Below are 15,443 nucleotides of genomic sequence, written 5' to 3'. Positions count from 1 at the left end.
GTTGATGGTCACTCAGACACCGGGAGGGAACGTGCGTGGAAGAAAGGACACTGACTCTGAGCGATCTGCTTTTGATGTTCAAACGAAGGCAGCAGATTTTCTGGCTCGTCCTCGTTGTAACGTTGCTCGTCACCGGGATTTATCTGCTCGTCGCGAAACCACAGTACGAAGCGGTCGCGAAGGTGAGGATTCAATCTGCCACGGGTGTGAGCGCCTCCGGTTCCTCCGCTATAGGTCTCTTACTCGGCACCGGCACTTCGGGTAGCGTTCAGGAAGAGATCGAGGTCATGCTGTCGAAGACCAACCTCCTGCCCGTCATAGAAAAGCTCGACCTGGTGAACAGAATGATGAAAAAGGAAGACATAGAAAAGGCGTTGAAGAAGGGCCTTACTATCGATCAGTTGAAGCTCTCACTGTACAGCTATCTGGTCGGCAAGAATCTCATCTCCATCAATCCGGTCAAGAACACGAACATACTGGAAGTGAAGTTCAGCTGGACGGATCCGAAGCTCGCAGCGGACGTCGTGAACGCGCTCATCGATCACTACGCAGAAGTGAGGGAGCAGGTCATCAAGGATCAAACCGCCGTCAAACGGGCGTACATAGAGGAACAGATTCCAAGGCTCGAGAAAGAGCTTCAGGAAGCCCAGATGAGGCTCAGAGCTTTCAAGGAGCAGAACAAGATTTACCAGCTGAGTGCCCAGAGCGAAGTAATGGTTCAAAGATTTTTTGAGCTGGCGAAGCGCATCGAAGAAGAAAGAATAGCACTGGAAGAACTCTCGTCACAGCTTTCTTTTCTTTCAAAGCAACTCGAGCAGTACGATGCAGAGATTCAGCGCATCGGCGAGAGCGTGACTTTCGATCCTGTAGTTACTCAGCTGAAAAGCAAGCTCGTTTCACTCCAGATAGAGATGGCGGGAGTTTCAGAGAAGTACCCTGCCGGGAGCGCCGAGCTCAGGCAGAGGAAGGCGGAACTGGAAGAAGTCAAAAAACAGCTGGAGCAGGAGATCAAAAATCTTTTGAACTCCCGCCTCAGAAAGTCGCTGAGCCCGGTGTATCAGCAGGTGATTTCCAGTTACGTTCAAACTCAGGCCGATCTGCTGGTCCATCAGGTTCAGTACGAGGCGTACAGGAAGCTATACGAACAAGCGCAGGCTGAGCTTTCGAAACTGCCCGCCCTCGAACAGGAGCTCATCAACCTTGAAAGAGACTACAGAGTGAAAGAGACCATATACACGACTCTCCTGCAGGGAAAATATCAGAACCTGATCACCGAAGTTTCTATGGCTGGCACGTTCAGCGTTGTGGACCGCGCCGTTGTTCCTCTTTCACCTTCGAAACCGAACAAGAAGCTCACGCTCGCGATCGGGGGAGTGCTTGGACTGTTTCTGGGAGTTCTGTTCGTCTTCCTGCTGGAAGCCCTCGATAAAACTGTGAAGCTCGAGAGCGAAGCCGAATACTTGCTGGGTGCAGACAGAATCATCGCAAGAGTTCCCATATCCAGAGATCGACGCGCCGTGGAGAAATCTTTAGCTATCGCGGCAGTCAGAGCGGGGAAGACCATCCTCGTGACGAGCCTCGAGGCTGGGGCAGGTAAATCTTTCGTTTCTCAGCGACTGGCCTCGTTGCTCGCGCAGAAGGGTAGAACACTCCTGTTCACAGACGAGGAGCACAGCGGCTCGACGTACGATGTCAGAAAGTTGCTGGAACTCATGTCTAACCCGGCGCTCCTCACCGACCTTAAAGACCACTACCAGCACATCGTCATTGACGGTCCGACGGTGGAAACACCGCACATTGCCGAACTGATGGATCTATCTGACACAGTCTACATGGTCGTGCGACTCGAGCACACACCGCGCGAAAAACTCAAACTTATTCCCAACCTGGAAAAGGTCCACGGCTTCTTGCTCAACGGTCTGACATCGAAAAATTCCGCTTCGGTCGCATAACAGGCTGTGCCTCACCATCCAAACAGATTCTTCGATGTTACGATTATGCTCAGAACATCTCTCACGATCGGGAGCACGTCGCTCAGCTGTGCCGCTGGACTGCTCGGCACATAGATCACATCGCCTGGCGAAACGTTCGGGTTCACGCTCGAACCCTTGCCCATGATTATTCCGGAGAGATCGCAGATCTGTACCTCTCCTTCGAGTCCTCCTTTGAAGAGAAAGACCCTGTTCACCGCAGCAGACTGCGTGAACCCGCCGGCCCTCATGATTGCATCGAACAGCGTGCTGAACCTGTCGATCCTGACCACCCCGGGGTTCCTCACGTTTCCAAGAACGTAGGCCACATTCGTTTCAATCGATGGCACGTACACGACGTCTCCCGGCAGCACCTTCACCTGCTGCACGATGGACAGGTCAGTGAAATCGTATGTGAATTCCTGATTTCCGCGCTTCAGGACGATCCTCGTTTTCATCGCCCAGTTGCTCAGTCCACCGGCCTGCGCGATCAGCTTGACCAGATCCACGTCCCCGATCAGCTCGTACGCGCCGGGCCTCGCGACTTCCCCAACCACGTACGCGAAGTTCTCCGTCTCGATGGGAACCAGCACGACCGTCCCACTTTCGAGAACCAGGTCAGTGCCTTTCACCACTTCTTCATACTCGACCTCTCTAACCGTGCCTTCCGGAGAGATCAGGACCAGCCTCCTCGACGCGGAAGGCTTCAGACCTCCCACTCTGCTGAGCACGTTCCTGAGCGTAGGCGCTTGCTCTTTTTCGAAGCTGACCAGTGCGTTGTTCGCACCTTCTCCAAAGACGTACACGTGCACCTTCTCTTTCCGGCGCACAAACACGTAATCTCCGTCCTGCAGCGCGAACGTTCCCCACTCGTTCAGCCCGATCTCTTGTTGTGAGCCGTCTCTGAACAGCAGGACATCCTTCGGTTCGAAAACCTCACTTTTTACGAAACTTCCCGCTTTGACGATCGCCAGTTCCACCGTTGCCTTCTCGTCCGGTTCGAACACAACCCTCCCTGGAACGTTGACGAATCCGTCCACATAAACGCGCACGGATTTTCTGAGCTTCACTTCCACTACGTCACCATCGTTCAGTGCCAGCGGTTTGACCGCCTCGAGTTCGATCGGGCCGTTCGGGGAGAACACCCTGAGCCGTTCGATGTATCTGTTTTCTACCTTGCCGAACTTCGCCATCGCCCGTTCCAGATCCATCTGCTCCTCCTTCGAGAACTCGACGTAGCCGTACACGTCACCTGTGAAGTAGACCCTTCTCGATCCCACGAAGCGGACTATCACCGTGTCGCCGGCTTCAAGAGTTACATCGTTCTGGATCAGCGTCGAAGGTTCGAACAGAATCTCCTTACTGTCCCTCAACAGTGCGAGTTTCTTTATCGAAGAAAGATCTTCCACACCGTACTTCTTCACCGCGGTGAGCAGCGTGAAAGGTTCGTCGCGTTCGAACGCCATGCGACCGTTTCTGCTCGCGTTGTCCCCGGCCATGTAGACGAACCTTCCCGAGAACCTTTCGACGTAAACGAACGCCCCATCTTCGAGCGGAACGTCCTGGTTGATTACCTCATCGAATGCGAATGAACGATCGCCTATTCTGATGGATTCCACATCGTTTTCGTCAACGAATCCTCCGGCTTTGGCTATCAAGTTGCGCAGACTGAACGTTTCCTTCTTGGCAAACGTGTACAGTCCCGGGTTCCTCACGTATCCCAGCACGTACGCCCTCCTGGGCACGTACTCTTCCACGTGGACCACGTCGCCGGGTTTGACCTCGAAATCGAGCTGGTCCACACCCAGGTTGAGTCGCTGTTCACCGCGCTTTATCGAGATCTTCTCAACTTCTTCGGCATTGCCTCTCAGACCTCCAGCCAGCGAGATGAGTTTCTGCAGCGTCATGCGCTCGGCCGGTGAGATCCTGTAAGAACCCGGATTTCTCACATACCCCAGCACGTAAACTTCTGTATCTTCGAAGGCTTTTATCTCAACCAGATCGCCAACCTCGATCGGCACGTTCTGATCGACGATGTCCGCCCCGTACTCTCCCACGATCTCGCCCTGCCTTACTATCCGCACTTTCTCGATGAATTTCTTTTCCAGTGAAAGTCCGCCGGCCTTCGCCAGCAGATTCTTCAGTGTGAGCGTTTCTTCGCGTGAAAACTGGTACATTCCAGGCGTTTGAACAGCGCCGACCACGTAGGCGAACCTCTCGGTGTACTTTTCAACGTGCACCGTATCGCCGGGTTTCAAAAGAATCGTCTTTTCGAAAACGTCCTTCTCATTGAAGACCTCCACTCTGTCTGAGATCAGAACGATCCTCCCGGAACCCTCGTTCGTGATACCGCCAGCAGCGGATACCAGATCGAGCAGGGTCATGTTCTTTTTGAAAGGATAGACACCAGGGTCTTTCACAGCTCCAACGATCTTCACCATCTCCGCGTAAGTCTTTTCAGGTAGAACGATCTGATCGTTCTCTTTCAACAACACGTCCTGGCTGGGCACCTCTCCGAAGATAAGACCGGAAAGATCTATCTGCTGAATCTTCCCATCCCGGATCAGTTTCACTTTGCTCAGATCGACCATGGAAAGATCTGCCCCGACGAGCGCCACGAGCTTCGAGAGAGTCAGATCCAGCATGCCGAGGTCCACAACGGTGTTCACAACACCACTGACGTAGACATTCCTCGGAGCAATCTTCACCAAACTTATGTAAACCTCTGGTTCAGGTATGTGCTTTCCAAGCAGTTCCGTCAGACGTTCCGTCAGCTGATCCACCGTCATGCCTTCGACCTTGACCCTGCCAACGAGCGGGAAGGTGATGCAACCTTCCACGTCGACGGAGCATTCTCTCGTTAGCTCCTGATAGCCGAGCACTTCGACGGCAAGAACATCACCCACGCGGATCGAGTAAGCGAAAGACAATGCCGTGATCAAAATTACAATCAGCGAAAAGATTTCTCTTTTCATAGTTCATCACCCCGCACCGCGCTCGTCTTTCATCAAAATATTAGCATGTGAAACGTATAATTGAATTGGAGGGAAGTTCATGGGCTACATCGATCCGTGTGCTCAGATCGGGAAGAACGTTAGCATTGGTCACGGCGTGGTCATCGAACGGAACGTGTCAATCGGTGACAACGTGATCATTGGTCACAACGTTGTGATAAGGGAAGACACTGTGATCAACGATGGTTGCGTGATCTTCGACAACGCCGTGCTGGGAAAGAAACCCTTCAGGTCGGCCATGTCCGCTGTGACGGAAGAAAAACAGCTACCACCTCTGATCCTCGGTAAAAACGTTGTGATAGGAGCCGGAAGCGTTGTATACAGGGGGAGCGTTCTGGAAGACAACGTTTTTGTTGGAGATTTGGTCGTGATAAGGGAAGAGGTAAAGATAGGCCAGTTCACCATCATTGGCAAGGGTGCGACTGTGGAGAACAAAGCGACCATCGGCGAGTATGTCAAGATAGAAACGAACGCGTACATAACAGCGCTCTCCACCATAGAAGATTACTGTTTCATAGCCCCCGAGGTCACCTTCACCAACGACAATTTCCTGGGAAGAACCGAAGAGAGAAGAAAGTACTTCAAAGGTCCCACCGTGAAAAAGGGCGCCAGGATAGGCGCGAACGCCACCATCCTTCCGGGCGTGGTCATCGGTGAGGACGCGCTCGTTGCCGCAGGATCCGTCGTCACGAAGGACGTTCCAGCCAGAAAGATCGTCATGGGAGTGCCGGCAAGGGTCGTCCGGGATGTTCCGCCGGAACAACTTCTGGAGAACCAGAGCTATTACAAAGGAAGCTGAAACTCACCTGGATCTTCTCTTTAGCTCTCTCACCACGTCGCTCCAGCGGATTTCTTCGGCGCTCAAAAGCACAGTGAGGTGGTACATCAAATCCGCCAGCTCTTCGATCAATCTCTCCTTCGTTTGATGCTTCGCCGCTACGATCACCTCTATCGCTTCCTCTCCGAATTTCTTCAAAATCTTATCCAGTCCCTCTTCGAACAGCTTCGCCGTGTAGGAACCCTGAACCGGGTTCTTCTTCCTGTCCTCGACGATGCCATACAGTTTTTCGAGAAACCAAAGGCCGTTCTCCCCGGCATCGTCTCCGTGCACAACGTTGAAGAAACAGCTCCTCCTTCCCGTGTGGCACGCCACCTTTCCGTGGGGGAAATCCACAAGATACAGCAAGGCGTCCCCATCGCAGTCTTCTACGATTTTCACCACCTTCATCGTGTTCCCCGACTCTTCTCCTTTTTTCCATATCCTCTGCCTCGATCTGGAATAAAAATGTGCAAAATTCGTTTCCTTCGTCAACCTCAACGCCTCTTCGTCGGCGTAGGCGAGCATCAAAACTTCCTTCGTGTGTATCTCCTGGACCACGACGGGCCGCAGCATATCATCCGACCCCCGCGCTGAGCCTCACCTTCACACCGTTCTCAAGAAGATACCTCTTCAGCTCGGCGATGTCGATCAATCCGAAGTGGAACACCGAAGCGCCGAGCGCCGCGTCCGCACCGGCTCTGAACGCTTCAAGGAAATGTTCCTTCCTTCCCGCACCGCCCGAAGCCACGAGTGGGATCTTCAAAACTTCTTTCGCCTTCGAGATCATCTCCAGATCGAAGCCCTCTCTCGTCCCGTCTCTGTCTATGCTCGTCAAGAGCACCTCACCCGCTCCCAGGTCCTGAACGATCCTCAGCCATTCTTCCAGCCTCATCCCCGTAGCCTTCGTGCCCGAGAGCACGACCACTTCGTAACCTGTCTCGGCCTTCCTGGCGTCCACAGCGACCACGACGGCTTCAGGTCCGAACCTGGATGCGAGCTGTTCGATCAGCTTCGGATTCTCTATGGCCGCGGTGTTGACGCTCACTTTGTCCACACCCGCATAGATCAACTCCGCTGCGGTCTCAACGTCCCTGATTCCCCCACCGACAATGAAGGGTACCTTCACCCTTTCAGCGACCTTCTTCGCCAGCTCGATCATCGTTCTTCTCGATTCGAGAGATGCGGTGATGTCCAGAAACACCAGTTCGTCCACGCCAGCTTCGCAGTACTTCTCGGCGAGCTGTAATGGATCACCCGCATAGACGAAGTCCACGAACTGTCTTCCTTTAACGACCTTACCGTCCTTCACGTCCAGACACGCCACGATTCTCTTAAACATAGCTTCTCATCACCTCCAGAGAGATTTTTCCCTCGTAAAACGCCCTTCCAACGATCAGTCCGACCACGTTTGGAACCTCGAAAGAAAGCTCTCTCACACGCTTCAGATCTTCCACTGAACCTGCACCTCCAGCCACGATGAACTCGAGCTGTGTTTCGATCGCGAGCTTCCGTGTGAACCGCAGATCTCTACCCTTCATGGTGCCGTCTGCGTCCACGTCGGTGTGTACCACCCGCCTCAAACCGAAATTTTTCAGCCTTTCGAGCAGCTCGATCGCGTCCACATCGCTCTGACCGTTCCACCCTTTGACGCGTACCTTACCCTGCGACGTGTCGAGAGAGAAGATCACGTCCACACCGCGCGCGAGCAGTTCACGAACCAGCGATGGGTTTTCGACCAGGGCGGAACTGAGGATCTGTCTTTCAAAACCCATCTCTTTGAGTTTCAGCGCACGCTCAACGTCCCTTATCCCACCTCCCAGCTGAACGAAGCGCGCCAGATCCTTGCTCGCGATCTTTTTCAAAACGGCTTCGTTCGACCTCGAACCATCGATCGCCGCAGAAAGATCGACGACGTGCACGAGTTTGAAACCCTCCCACACGAAGGTTTCCAGAAGCTCAATCGGATCGAGCTCGTAAAAACGGCAGTTCTCTTTCCTGCCCTTCTCGAACCTCACGACGCGCCCTTCGTAAAGATCGATCGCGGGAATGACGAGCATCGCCCCACCTTCCTTCACGGTCAATCTATGACGTTCTTCGTGCTCTGAACGGATTCAACTTTCCTGATCGCTTCTTTGACACTCATGCCGAACGCTTTGAAGATGGACTCTGCCACGTGGTGCGAGTTTTTCCCGAACATTTTCACGATGTGGAGCGTGACCCTCGCGTTCATCGCGAAGGCTCTGAAGAACTCTTCGATGAGCTCGGTGGGGAACTCTCCGATCCTTTCCGTTTCGAAGAACACCTGAAAGTTCAGAAAACCCCTTCCTGAAAAATCGATGGAACACAGAGTGAGAGCTTCGTCCATCGGGACGATCGCGTGACCGAAACGCGCGATCTTTGAATAATCGAAGAGCTCTCTGAAAGCGATGCCCAGCACGATCGCAAGATCCTCAACCGCGTGGTGCATGTCCACGTGCAGATCCGCCTCGAAACGTTCCACGTTCAAAGACAGCGTCGAGAATTTGCAGAAGGTCTTCAGCATGTGGTCCAAAAATCCGATCTTGCTCGAGCCAGAGAAAGTTCCTTTTCCATCCTCGACGAGCTTTAGCTCGATGGCGGTCTCTTGAGTTTCACGCCCGATAGAACAGGAATTTTCCTTCTTTTCCAGCCTCACATTAATCCCTCCAGCGTTTCGATCACAAGGTCGTTCTGCTGCGTCTGTCCCACACTGATTCGAAGCCCCCAACCTGTTTTCCTCACGGTTATTCCGCGTTCCAGCAACGCCCGATGGATCCTCTCGGCCTCTTTCTGATCCAGATAGACGAAGACGAAGTTCGCCTTCGAATCGCTCACGTTGAAACCGAGCCTTCGCAGTGCACTCTTGAGCCTTTCTCTCTCTTCGACGATCCTTTCTATTCTCTCTTCGAAGATGCGTCTGTTCTTCAGCGCGACCGTCGCGAAGAGCTGTCCTGTATAGCTCACGTTGTAAGGTAGTCGGATCCTGTTGTAGGCGTCGATCAGTGCGGTGTTCGCGATGAGATAGCCTATCCTCTGCGACGCCAGACCGAAGGCCTTGGAAAAGGTTCGAACGACGATCAGGTTGGAATAATCCTCTATCAAAGGTGCGTAGGTCCTGCCAGAGAATTCGTAGTAAGCCTCGTCGAGAACGAGGAGCGCACCGCTGTTCAAAAGCCGAAAGATCTCTTCGTCCGTGAAGAGATGTCCCGTCGGATTGTTCGGGTTCGGCAGGAAAACTACGCAGTCCTCGTTGAGGTCTTTCAACCTCTCGAGATCGATCCTCTCACCAGCGAGCGGCACCCTGTTCAGCTTCACGCCAACGGCGCTGGCGAAGATCTCGTAACAGCTGTAGGTCGGTGGAAAGACGTAGATTGAAAGATCTTTGAACATGCTCAAAAGCACGTAGATGATCTCATCGGCACCGTTTCCGACGCTGATCTGTTCTTTCTGCGCCTTCCATCCTCCGATCGAAACGTAGTCGACCAGTTCGTTCAAAAATTCTTCCGACGGCGAATCGACGTAGGTCGGCAACCTGCTCGCGTCGATCCGTTCGAAACACTCCCGCACCAGTTCTTCCGGAAAAGGATAGGGATTTTCGTTCAGCGCAAGGTACGTGAGAGTCCTCGGCTCAGACCGGTACGCCTCTACGTTCTTTCTGATCTCTTCAACGACCGAACTGAAACTCACCTTGCTCCCCCCATTCTCGCTTCGATCGAGCGTGCGTGGGCTTCGAAACCTTCGAGCCTCGCCAGCCGCGCGTAGAATTCGCCCTGTTCTCGCACCTCTTCTTCGCTCACCACGGTCACGAAGATCTTCTTCAAAAAGTCCTGAACGCTCAAACCGGAAGCGAACCTGGCGTTCTGCAGTGTGGGGAGCACGTGGTTCGGTCCGATACCGTAATCACCGAACGCCTCGGCGGAGCTGTTGCCAACGAAGACGGAACCCGCGTTCCTCACCCTGCCCAGCCAGGAGAAGGGATCTTCCACGAACAGTTCGAGATGTTCCGGCGCCAGCAGGTTCACCACCTCGATCGCGTCTTTCAGATCTTTCAGCAGTATCGCGAGACCGTTCTTCTCGAGCGAAACCTTCGCCACGGACCTGTTCGGCTCGCTCAGAGAGTTGAGCTGGCTTGCGAGTTCTTCGAGCACTCCGTCCATCAGGTTCTCGTCGTCCGTGATCAGCGCGCTCATGGCCATCTCGTCGTGTTCCGCCTGTGCGAGCATGTCCGCCGCCACGAACGCAGGCTTCGCGGTGGAGTCGGCGACGATGAGAAGCTCTGTCGGTCCCGCCACGGAATCGATCCCGCAATCTCCAAACACGAGCTTCTTCGCACACGATACGTACGCGTTCCCCGGTCCGACGATCTTGTCGACCCTCTTCACGATGCCCGTGCCGTAGGCCAGGGCCGCGATCGCGTGTGCCCCACCGACCTTGTAGATCTCTCGAATGTTCAATCTTCTGCACAGATACAGTATTCGATCTGGAACCTTTCCATCCTCGTTCGGTGGGCATGCCACGACGATCCTTTCGACCCCCGCTATCTTCGCCGGCACCGCGCACATGAGTAGCGTCGTGAAGTACACCTTCCTGCCGGCGGGCACGTAGATCGCGACGCTCTCGATCGGCTTCATCAGACACCCCACGAAAGAGCCGTGAGAAGTCAGACTCCACAGAGAAGCCTGCAGCTGCATCGAGTGGAACCTTTCGAGTCTTTCGATGAGCTTTTCGCACAGATCTCTGAACTCTTCCTCGACCTTTACGGCCTCAAGTTCTTCCTCACTGACCAGGATCTGTTCATCCTTCAAGGCGCATTTCTCGTACAGCGCGATGTACTTTTCCAGCGCGGCCTGTCCGTTGTGCTTCACGTCTTCCACTATTTCTCTCACCGTCTTTTCGATGTTCGCGAAGTCCAGCCTTCTCGCTTCGAGTATCTCGAGCAGCTGCCGTTCAGCGGGTTCTATCAAGATCCTCACGCCCGCACCCCCTTTCGAGCCGTTCTAAAAATCTCAGGATCTCTCCACGCTTGATCCTGTAAGAAACGTCGTTCAGCGTCACGACAGCACTGATGGGATAGATCTCGTCCAGAATCGAGAGCCCGTTCTCCCTCAGCGTCCTTCCGGTTTGAACGATGTCCACTATCAGGGGTGCCAGACCCACGAGCGGTGCGAGTTCAACGGAACCGTTCAACTTGACGATCTTCACATCCACACCTTTTGAATCGAAGTACAGCTTCGCGCTCACGGGAAACTTCGTCGCCACGGTCACGCTGCCGTTCTTCATTTTGAAACCTTCGAAGCCAGACACGACCATCTTCGCCTTCCCGAAGGGGAGTTTCATCGGCTGGATCAGTTTGAGCTGCGATTCGACGATCGAATCTGTGCCGCAGATGCCCACGTCCACCACACCGCTGGACACGTACGTTGGAACGTCCGCAGGTTTCACGATGAAGATCTTCAAGCTTTCCTCGATGTCCGTGACGATCAGCGACCTCTCGCCCTTTTCTTCGAACCGGAAGCCACACCTTTCGAGAAAGGGGAACGCCTCCTCTTCCAGCCTCCCTTTCGCCAGCGCTACCTTGACCATGCTCTCTCCTCCAGAAAGATCGTTCCGCCCACACCGAGCACCTTCTCGTTCACGCTGTACCTGCCACCGGCGGCGATCAACGCGGGTTCTCTCAGATCGAAGATCGTGAACGTGAGCCCGTCGTACTCTTCCACGGTTCTCGCTATGGAAAAGTCAACCTCGACGCGCACCCCGGGAAAGTTCGAGAGGAAATCCACCACCTCCACGATCTCTTCCCCGATCGAGGGTTCGAGTTCGAAGTATTTCAGCTGGTCCACACTCCTTTTCGTGAAGCTCGCTTCGACGAGTTTCAGCACCTCGGACAGATCCAGACCGTTCAGGGAAGCGAACAGCTCCAGCTCGGAGATGTCCTTTCTGTCTATGAGTTCGAAGAGCTTTTTTCTGAAACTCCTTGGCACGTGCCGAACGCATCTTTCTATCACCCTGGAATCGCCTATCTCGACGAGCACCTCGTCCGTCAGAGAAGAGAGAATCGATTCGACCAGCATCTTCAGAACCACGAGGTTGTCCTCGAACGAAACGTACGGGATCTTCTCGATTCCGAGCTGGTAGACAGATTGAATCTGTCCCAGTGGATCGTAACGGTACACGAAGCCCGAGTACCAGACCCTGAGGGAATCAGGCACGTTCCTGTTGAAGAACTCAACGATCGAAGCGGTGTAGTCGTTTCTGAGCTTGAACAGCTGCCCGTTCCTCGCCTGAAAGAAGACGACATCGTTCCCGATCCGGGACAGATCCTTCATCGGCTCCGTCTCCGGACTGAGAAACAGTTCGAATTCGTTCCGCACGCACGTCTGCATGAAGTTCTGGATCAATCTGTCGAGCTTTCTCAACGAAGTCCCTCCTTAAAAGAAAAAGGGTCACACCCTTTCGGATGTGACCCGGTAGCCTCTCAACGTTCCACCATCACGCAACGCCCGGTGGAGAAGCTACCGGGTCGAACACGTGATGGTGAACGAGATTCAAAACGTTGTTATAGAACCCTTCAACCACGCCCATGCGCACTCACCTGTTTGGCTATAAGATACCACGGGACTTCGAGCGTGTCAAGGGGCGATCTTCAAAGAACCGTTTCCTTCTGGTAACAGCTCACCTCCGTATCTATTAAGTGGGAGCGCTCCCAAAACCGAAGGGAGGTGCTGTTATGAAACAGCTCAGGCTCGTTTACAACACGGGCGAGGTGAACGAATCGGGCAGGCCCATCCTCAGACGCGCCAGCTTCGCCGTGGAAGATTCCGTCACGATGGTTCAGGCTGAACAGATCACCAACGTCATCGACTCGCTCACGAACTACACGGTCCAGGAAGCCTATCTGATCACCACCGTCCAGGTCGTCTAAAAGGAGGTGTGATGTATGAAGAGACTCTTCCTCGATTTCGTGAACCAGAGCGATGGAAAAAGACGCAGGATCACCATACCCAACCCGAAGCTGGATCTCACGAGCGAACAGGTGTCTCAAGCGATGGACGCGTTGATAAGTCTCGGAGCGATCCCGTCTGGTTACGTCAAAGACAGAGCGGCGATAGTCGAAACGACCACGAACGAGTTCTTCAACCTGCTCTGAACGAAGGCCCCCGCGAGGGGGCCTTCTTCATTTGAAGATCATTCCCACGCGTAGCTTTCCGCTGGAAAAGCCCGCCGTCACATAGAACTTCCACACGCGCACGATCCCACTCGCATCGAAATCCTTCTCGCCGAAAAGAACCTGAAATCCGAAGTTCGGAACCTTCCTGTAGAGAAATCCCCCAACCAGTTTGAGATCTTTCTCTCCGATGATCAAGCTGAAATCGTGCGTGATGGCTGGATAGAACAGTACCTGGTGCGAAATACTGTTCGAAACCTCAAACCCACCCACCACGTAGCCTGCACCGAGCAGTGACAGATAAACGTTCAGCCCGCCTGAAACGTCTTTCCCCAGTTCGACGTACGGTTCAAAATAGGTCACGTCTCTCAAAAAGATGGTTTTACCTTCAAGCTGCCGCGAACGTGTCAGAACTTTTTGAGCGTAGCCGATCCCCTCCGTGCTCGGTCCCTGCCTTTCAACCCTGCCCGGTCCTTCGTGATAGGCGGCGAGCGCGAGCTGAACGCTGCTGAATCTTGCAAACAGCTGGTTCAAATATCTGTTCGCGGCATCGATCGAAGAGAACACGTTGAAGGCGTTCGGAACGCCGAGCTCTTTCGCCGTCGCTGGCATCAGCTGGGTCAGACCCATCGCACCCTTTTCGGAAACCGCGTGGACGAAGAAATTCGATTCCACGCCGATCAGGCCTTTGAGAATTTTCGCGCTGTCTTTGGGCAAAAACCAGTCGATCGGTGCGACGGGGTGAACCACCGGCAAAAGCACCGTGAGCCTGAACTGTTCGGGCTGGTACGTGACAGAGACACCCTTTGCAGGTTCGTTCAGAAGCACTAAGGGATTCGCCAGAACAAGGTTCAGACACAGGAGAGAAAAGAGCCACAGCAATTTTTTCAACCTTCACACCTCACACGAACTGTCTTCTCAGCGTGTACGCGACGATGGCTGTCAAAAGCGCCATCGAAAGAACGATCAGGACGTTCCGTGGCAGGACCTTCTTCTCTTCACCTATCTTATCGATCGATGCTGCCGCGTTCTGAAGCTTCGAAGGCGATATCGCCGACGCGAGCCCACTGCCGAACGCTACGGCCGCCGCCATGTAGAAGCCTGAGAGATCCAGAAGTTTCGAAGTCTCCAAAGTGTAGCGCGCGAACATCGCCGTCGCAGAAGTCTGCGTACCCGTCACGAAGCCTCCGAGCACGCCCAGAAAGGGTGTGAAGAACGCATAGAAACTTCCAAACAGCTTCGCGGAAGAGACCGCCATCGCGTGTATCATGTTTTTCTCGATCTGGACCAGTTTCAGTCCGTGCGGTGTCATTTCATAACCAGAATGCAGCATCACGTAGGCGATGAGAAAGAAGATCGTCGCTGACCAGAAAGGCTGAACGACCCTCTTCTTCGTCTTGGTGAAGATCTCCCTCAGCTGTCTTGTATCCACCCGGTAGATGAAGACCGCCAGGAGGGCGCTCACGAAGATCCACGTGTACGCCTGCCACAGAACTCTCAGGTGTACCGCTTTTCCTTTCAACACATCGATCGGCATCGACCACTTCTGGTAGAAGAGTTCGTGCACGGGCTTTACGAGATTCACGAAGACGATGAAGAATATGAGCAAAAGCCATGGTGACGAAGCGACCAGCAGACGCTTCACATCCAGTCCCTCAGCGACGATGCGTGTGCGATTCCTGAACCTGTAGACGATGGACAGACTCGCAACGATCAGGAACCCGGTGATCAAACCTGTCAGCACCGGTGCCCCGATCCATATTCCAGCCATCGCACCGAGGAGTGACACGACACCGACCAGGATTGTCAAGAGAAAACCGCGCCTGAGAAAGTTCATCCCCCCAGCCAGATAAAGCACCGCCAGCGAGATCGCGACCGACACGATCCCCACGAACGGCAGAAAGTATCTCGCGGCCGTGATCAGGTCCGTCTCCACCATCTCCGCGTACACAACCAGCGGAACGCCCAAGATCGTGTAGGTGCAGAGCGCGTCGTATCCCAGAGCGGAGAGCGCGATGCTCGCCGCGGGTGAATAACCCAGCGCCACCAGGATCGGTGTGATCACGGTCACGGGCACCGCACCGGCGGAAGAGAGCAACGTACCCACCCCGATGACGATGATCAGGATCTGAAACACTTTGTCTTTTTCGCAGAGTTTTTTCGAAAACTCGACGATCGTACCCATCGCCCCGGCAGTTTCCATCAGCGTGAGCTGGAATAGAGATGCGACCACGATGATCGACACCGGAAGCGAAGCCAGAAATCCTGCGATCGTCGAGCGGAGCACCACTTCCAGCGATGTTGAAAAATAGCTGAGCGCGAGCACAACGGCTGCAAGATAACCGGCGAGCCCCGCTGTGAACACCGACGCCTTCGTCAAAAGCAGCAGCAAGAACACCACGACCACCGGACTGAAGGCGAGAACACCGCTCAAGAGACACCCTCCAGAGAGATGA

Annotated in this window: 15 protein-coding genes; 4 read left to right on the top strand and 11 right to left on the bottom strand. The window is 54.1% G+C overall.

Annotated elements, in window-relative coordinates; genetic code table 11:
• The first annotated feature begins 35 nt into the window (after positions 1 to 35).
• Positions 36 to 1,952, top strand: coding sequence for a GumC family protein (locus tag TSP01S_RS07385; protein ID WP_041077448.1), 1,917 nt, complete (start codon positions 36 to 38; stop codon positions 1,950 to 1,952).
• A gap of 11 nt (positions 1,953 to 1,963) precedes the next feature.
• Here TSP01S_RS07385 and TSP01S_RS07380 read toward each other — a convergent pair whose 3' ends face one another.
• Positions 1,964 to 4,945, bottom strand: a complete 2,982-nt coding sequence (locus TSP01S_RS07380; protein WP_041077447.1) for an SLBB domain-containing protein — start codon at positions 4,943 to 4,945, stop codon at positions 1,964 to 1,966.
• Positions 4,946 to 5,024: 79 nt separating this feature from the next.
• Between TSP01S_RS07380 and TSP01S_RS07375 the strand changes: the two genes are divergently transcribed.
• On the top strand, positions 5,025 to 5,783 hold the full coding sequence (locus TSP01S_RS07375) for an acyltransferase (RefSeq protein ID WP_041077446.1): 759 nt from the start codon (positions 5,025 to 5,027) through the stop codon (positions 5,781 to 5,783).
• A 3-nt stretch (positions 5,784 to 5,786) separates the two neighbouring features.
• Here TSP01S_RS07375 and hisIE read toward each other — a convergent pair whose 3' ends face one another.
• From hisIE to TSP01S_RS07335, 8 genes are read right to left on the bottom strand one after another with little or no spacing between them, the layout of a single operon-like run.
• Positions 5,787 to 6,377, bottom strand: a complete 591-nt coding sequence (hisIE, locus tag TSP01S_RS07370; protein ID WP_041077445.1) for a bifunctional phosphoribosyl-AMP cyclohydrolase/phosphoribosyl-ATP diphosphatase HisIE — start codon at positions 6,375 to 6,377, stop codon at positions 5,787 to 5,789.
• Position 6,378: 1 nt separating this feature from the next.
• A complete protein-coding gene (hisF, locus tag TSP01S_RS07365; protein WP_041077444.1) occupies positions 6,379 to 7,143 on the bottom strand; it encodes an imidazole glycerol phosphate synthase subunit HisF in 765 nt (254 codons plus the stop codon).
• The gene (locus tag TSP01S_RS07360; RefSeq protein ID WP_041077443.1) at positions 7,136 to 7,861 is read right to left on the bottom strand and encodes a HisA/HisF-related TIM barrel protein; all 726 of its coding nucleotides are present in this window, start codon (positions 7,859 to 7,861) and stop codon (positions 7,136 to 7,138) included. Before TSP01S_RS07360 ends, hisF begins: the two co-directional genes overlap by 8 nt.
• 20 nt (positions 7,862 to 7,881) lie before the next feature.
• The gene (gene hisB / locus TSP01S_RS07355; protein WP_041077442.1) at positions 7,882 to 8,478 is read right to left on the bottom strand and encodes an imidazoleglycerol-phosphate dehydratase HisB; all 597 of its coding nucleotides are present in this window, start codon (positions 8,476 to 8,478) and stop codon (positions 7,882 to 7,884) included.
• Positions 8,475 to 9,509: a histidinol-phosphate transaminase gene (hisC, locus tag TSP01S_RS07350; protein ID WP_041077441.1), complete on the bottom strand. Its 1,035-nt coding sequence runs from the start codon at positions 9,507 to 9,509 to the stop codon at positions 8,475 to 8,477. Before hisC ends, hisB begins: the two co-directional genes overlap by 4 nt.
• On the bottom strand, positions 9,506 to 10,795 hold the full coding sequence (hisD, locus tag TSP01S_RS07345; protein ID WP_041077440.1) for a histidinol dehydrogenase: 1,290 nt from the start codon (positions 10,793 to 10,795) through the stop codon (positions 9,506 to 9,508). Before hisD ends, hisC begins: the two co-directional genes overlap by 4 nt.
• A complete protein-coding gene (gene hisG, locus TSP01S_RS07340) occupies positions 10,770 to 11,405 on the bottom strand; it encodes an ATP phosphoribosyltransferase (protein ID WP_041077439.1) in 636 nt (211 codons plus the stop codon). The genes hisD and hisG overlap by 26 nt, the downstream gene beginning before the upstream one ends.
• On the bottom strand, positions 11,393 to 12,238 hold the full coding sequence (locus tag TSP01S_RS07335; RefSeq protein WP_052463549.1) for an ATP phosphoribosyltransferase regulatory subunit: 846 nt from the start codon (positions 12,236 to 12,238) through the stop codon (positions 11,393 to 11,395). The genes hisG and TSP01S_RS07335 overlap by 13 nt, the downstream gene beginning before the upstream one ends.
• Before the next feature lie 311 nt (positions 12,239 to 12,549).
• On the opposite strand from TSP01S_RS07335, the gene TSP01S_RS07330 reads away from it, so the two are divergent.
• Together TSP01S_RS07330 and TSP01S_RS07325 are read left to right on the top strand one after the other, a co-directional pair.
• Entirely contained in the window at positions 12,550 to 12,744 is a 195-nt protein-coding gene (locus TSP01S_RS07330; protein WP_052463548.1) for a DUF1659 domain-containing protein, read from the top strand.
• Positions 12,745 to 12,759: 15 nt separating this feature from the next.
• Entirely contained in the window at positions 12,760 to 12,969 is a 210-nt protein-coding gene (locus TSP01S_RS07325; protein ID WP_041077438.1) for a DUF2922 domain-containing protein, read from the top strand.
• Between the two features lie 27 nt (positions 12,970 to 12,996).
• Here TSP01S_RS07325 and TSP01S_RS10185 read toward each other — a convergent pair whose 3' ends face one another.
• On the bottom strand, positions 12,997 to 13,878 hold the full coding sequence (locus tag TSP01S_RS10185) for a lytic transglycosylase domain-containing protein (RefSeq protein WP_070098363.1): 882 nt from the start codon (positions 13,876 to 13,878) through the stop codon (positions 12,997 to 12,999).
• A gap of 10 nt (positions 13,879 to 13,888) precedes the next feature.
• A complete protein-coding gene (locus TSP01S_RS07315) occupies positions 13,889 to 15,421 on the bottom strand; it encodes an L-lactate permease (protein ID WP_041077437.1) in 1,533 nt (510 codons plus the stop codon).
• Between the last annotated feature and the right edge of the window lie 22 nt (positions 15,422 to 15,443).

The organism is Thermotoga caldifontis AZM44c09 (assembly GCF_000828655.1).
GTDB lineage: Bacteria > Thermotogota > Thermotogae > Thermotogales > DSM-5069 > Pseudothermotoga_A > Pseudothermotoga_A caldifontis.
The sequence above is the reverse complement of the archived record's forward strand: the minus strand, read 5'-3'. Positions and strand labels throughout refer to the sequence as shown.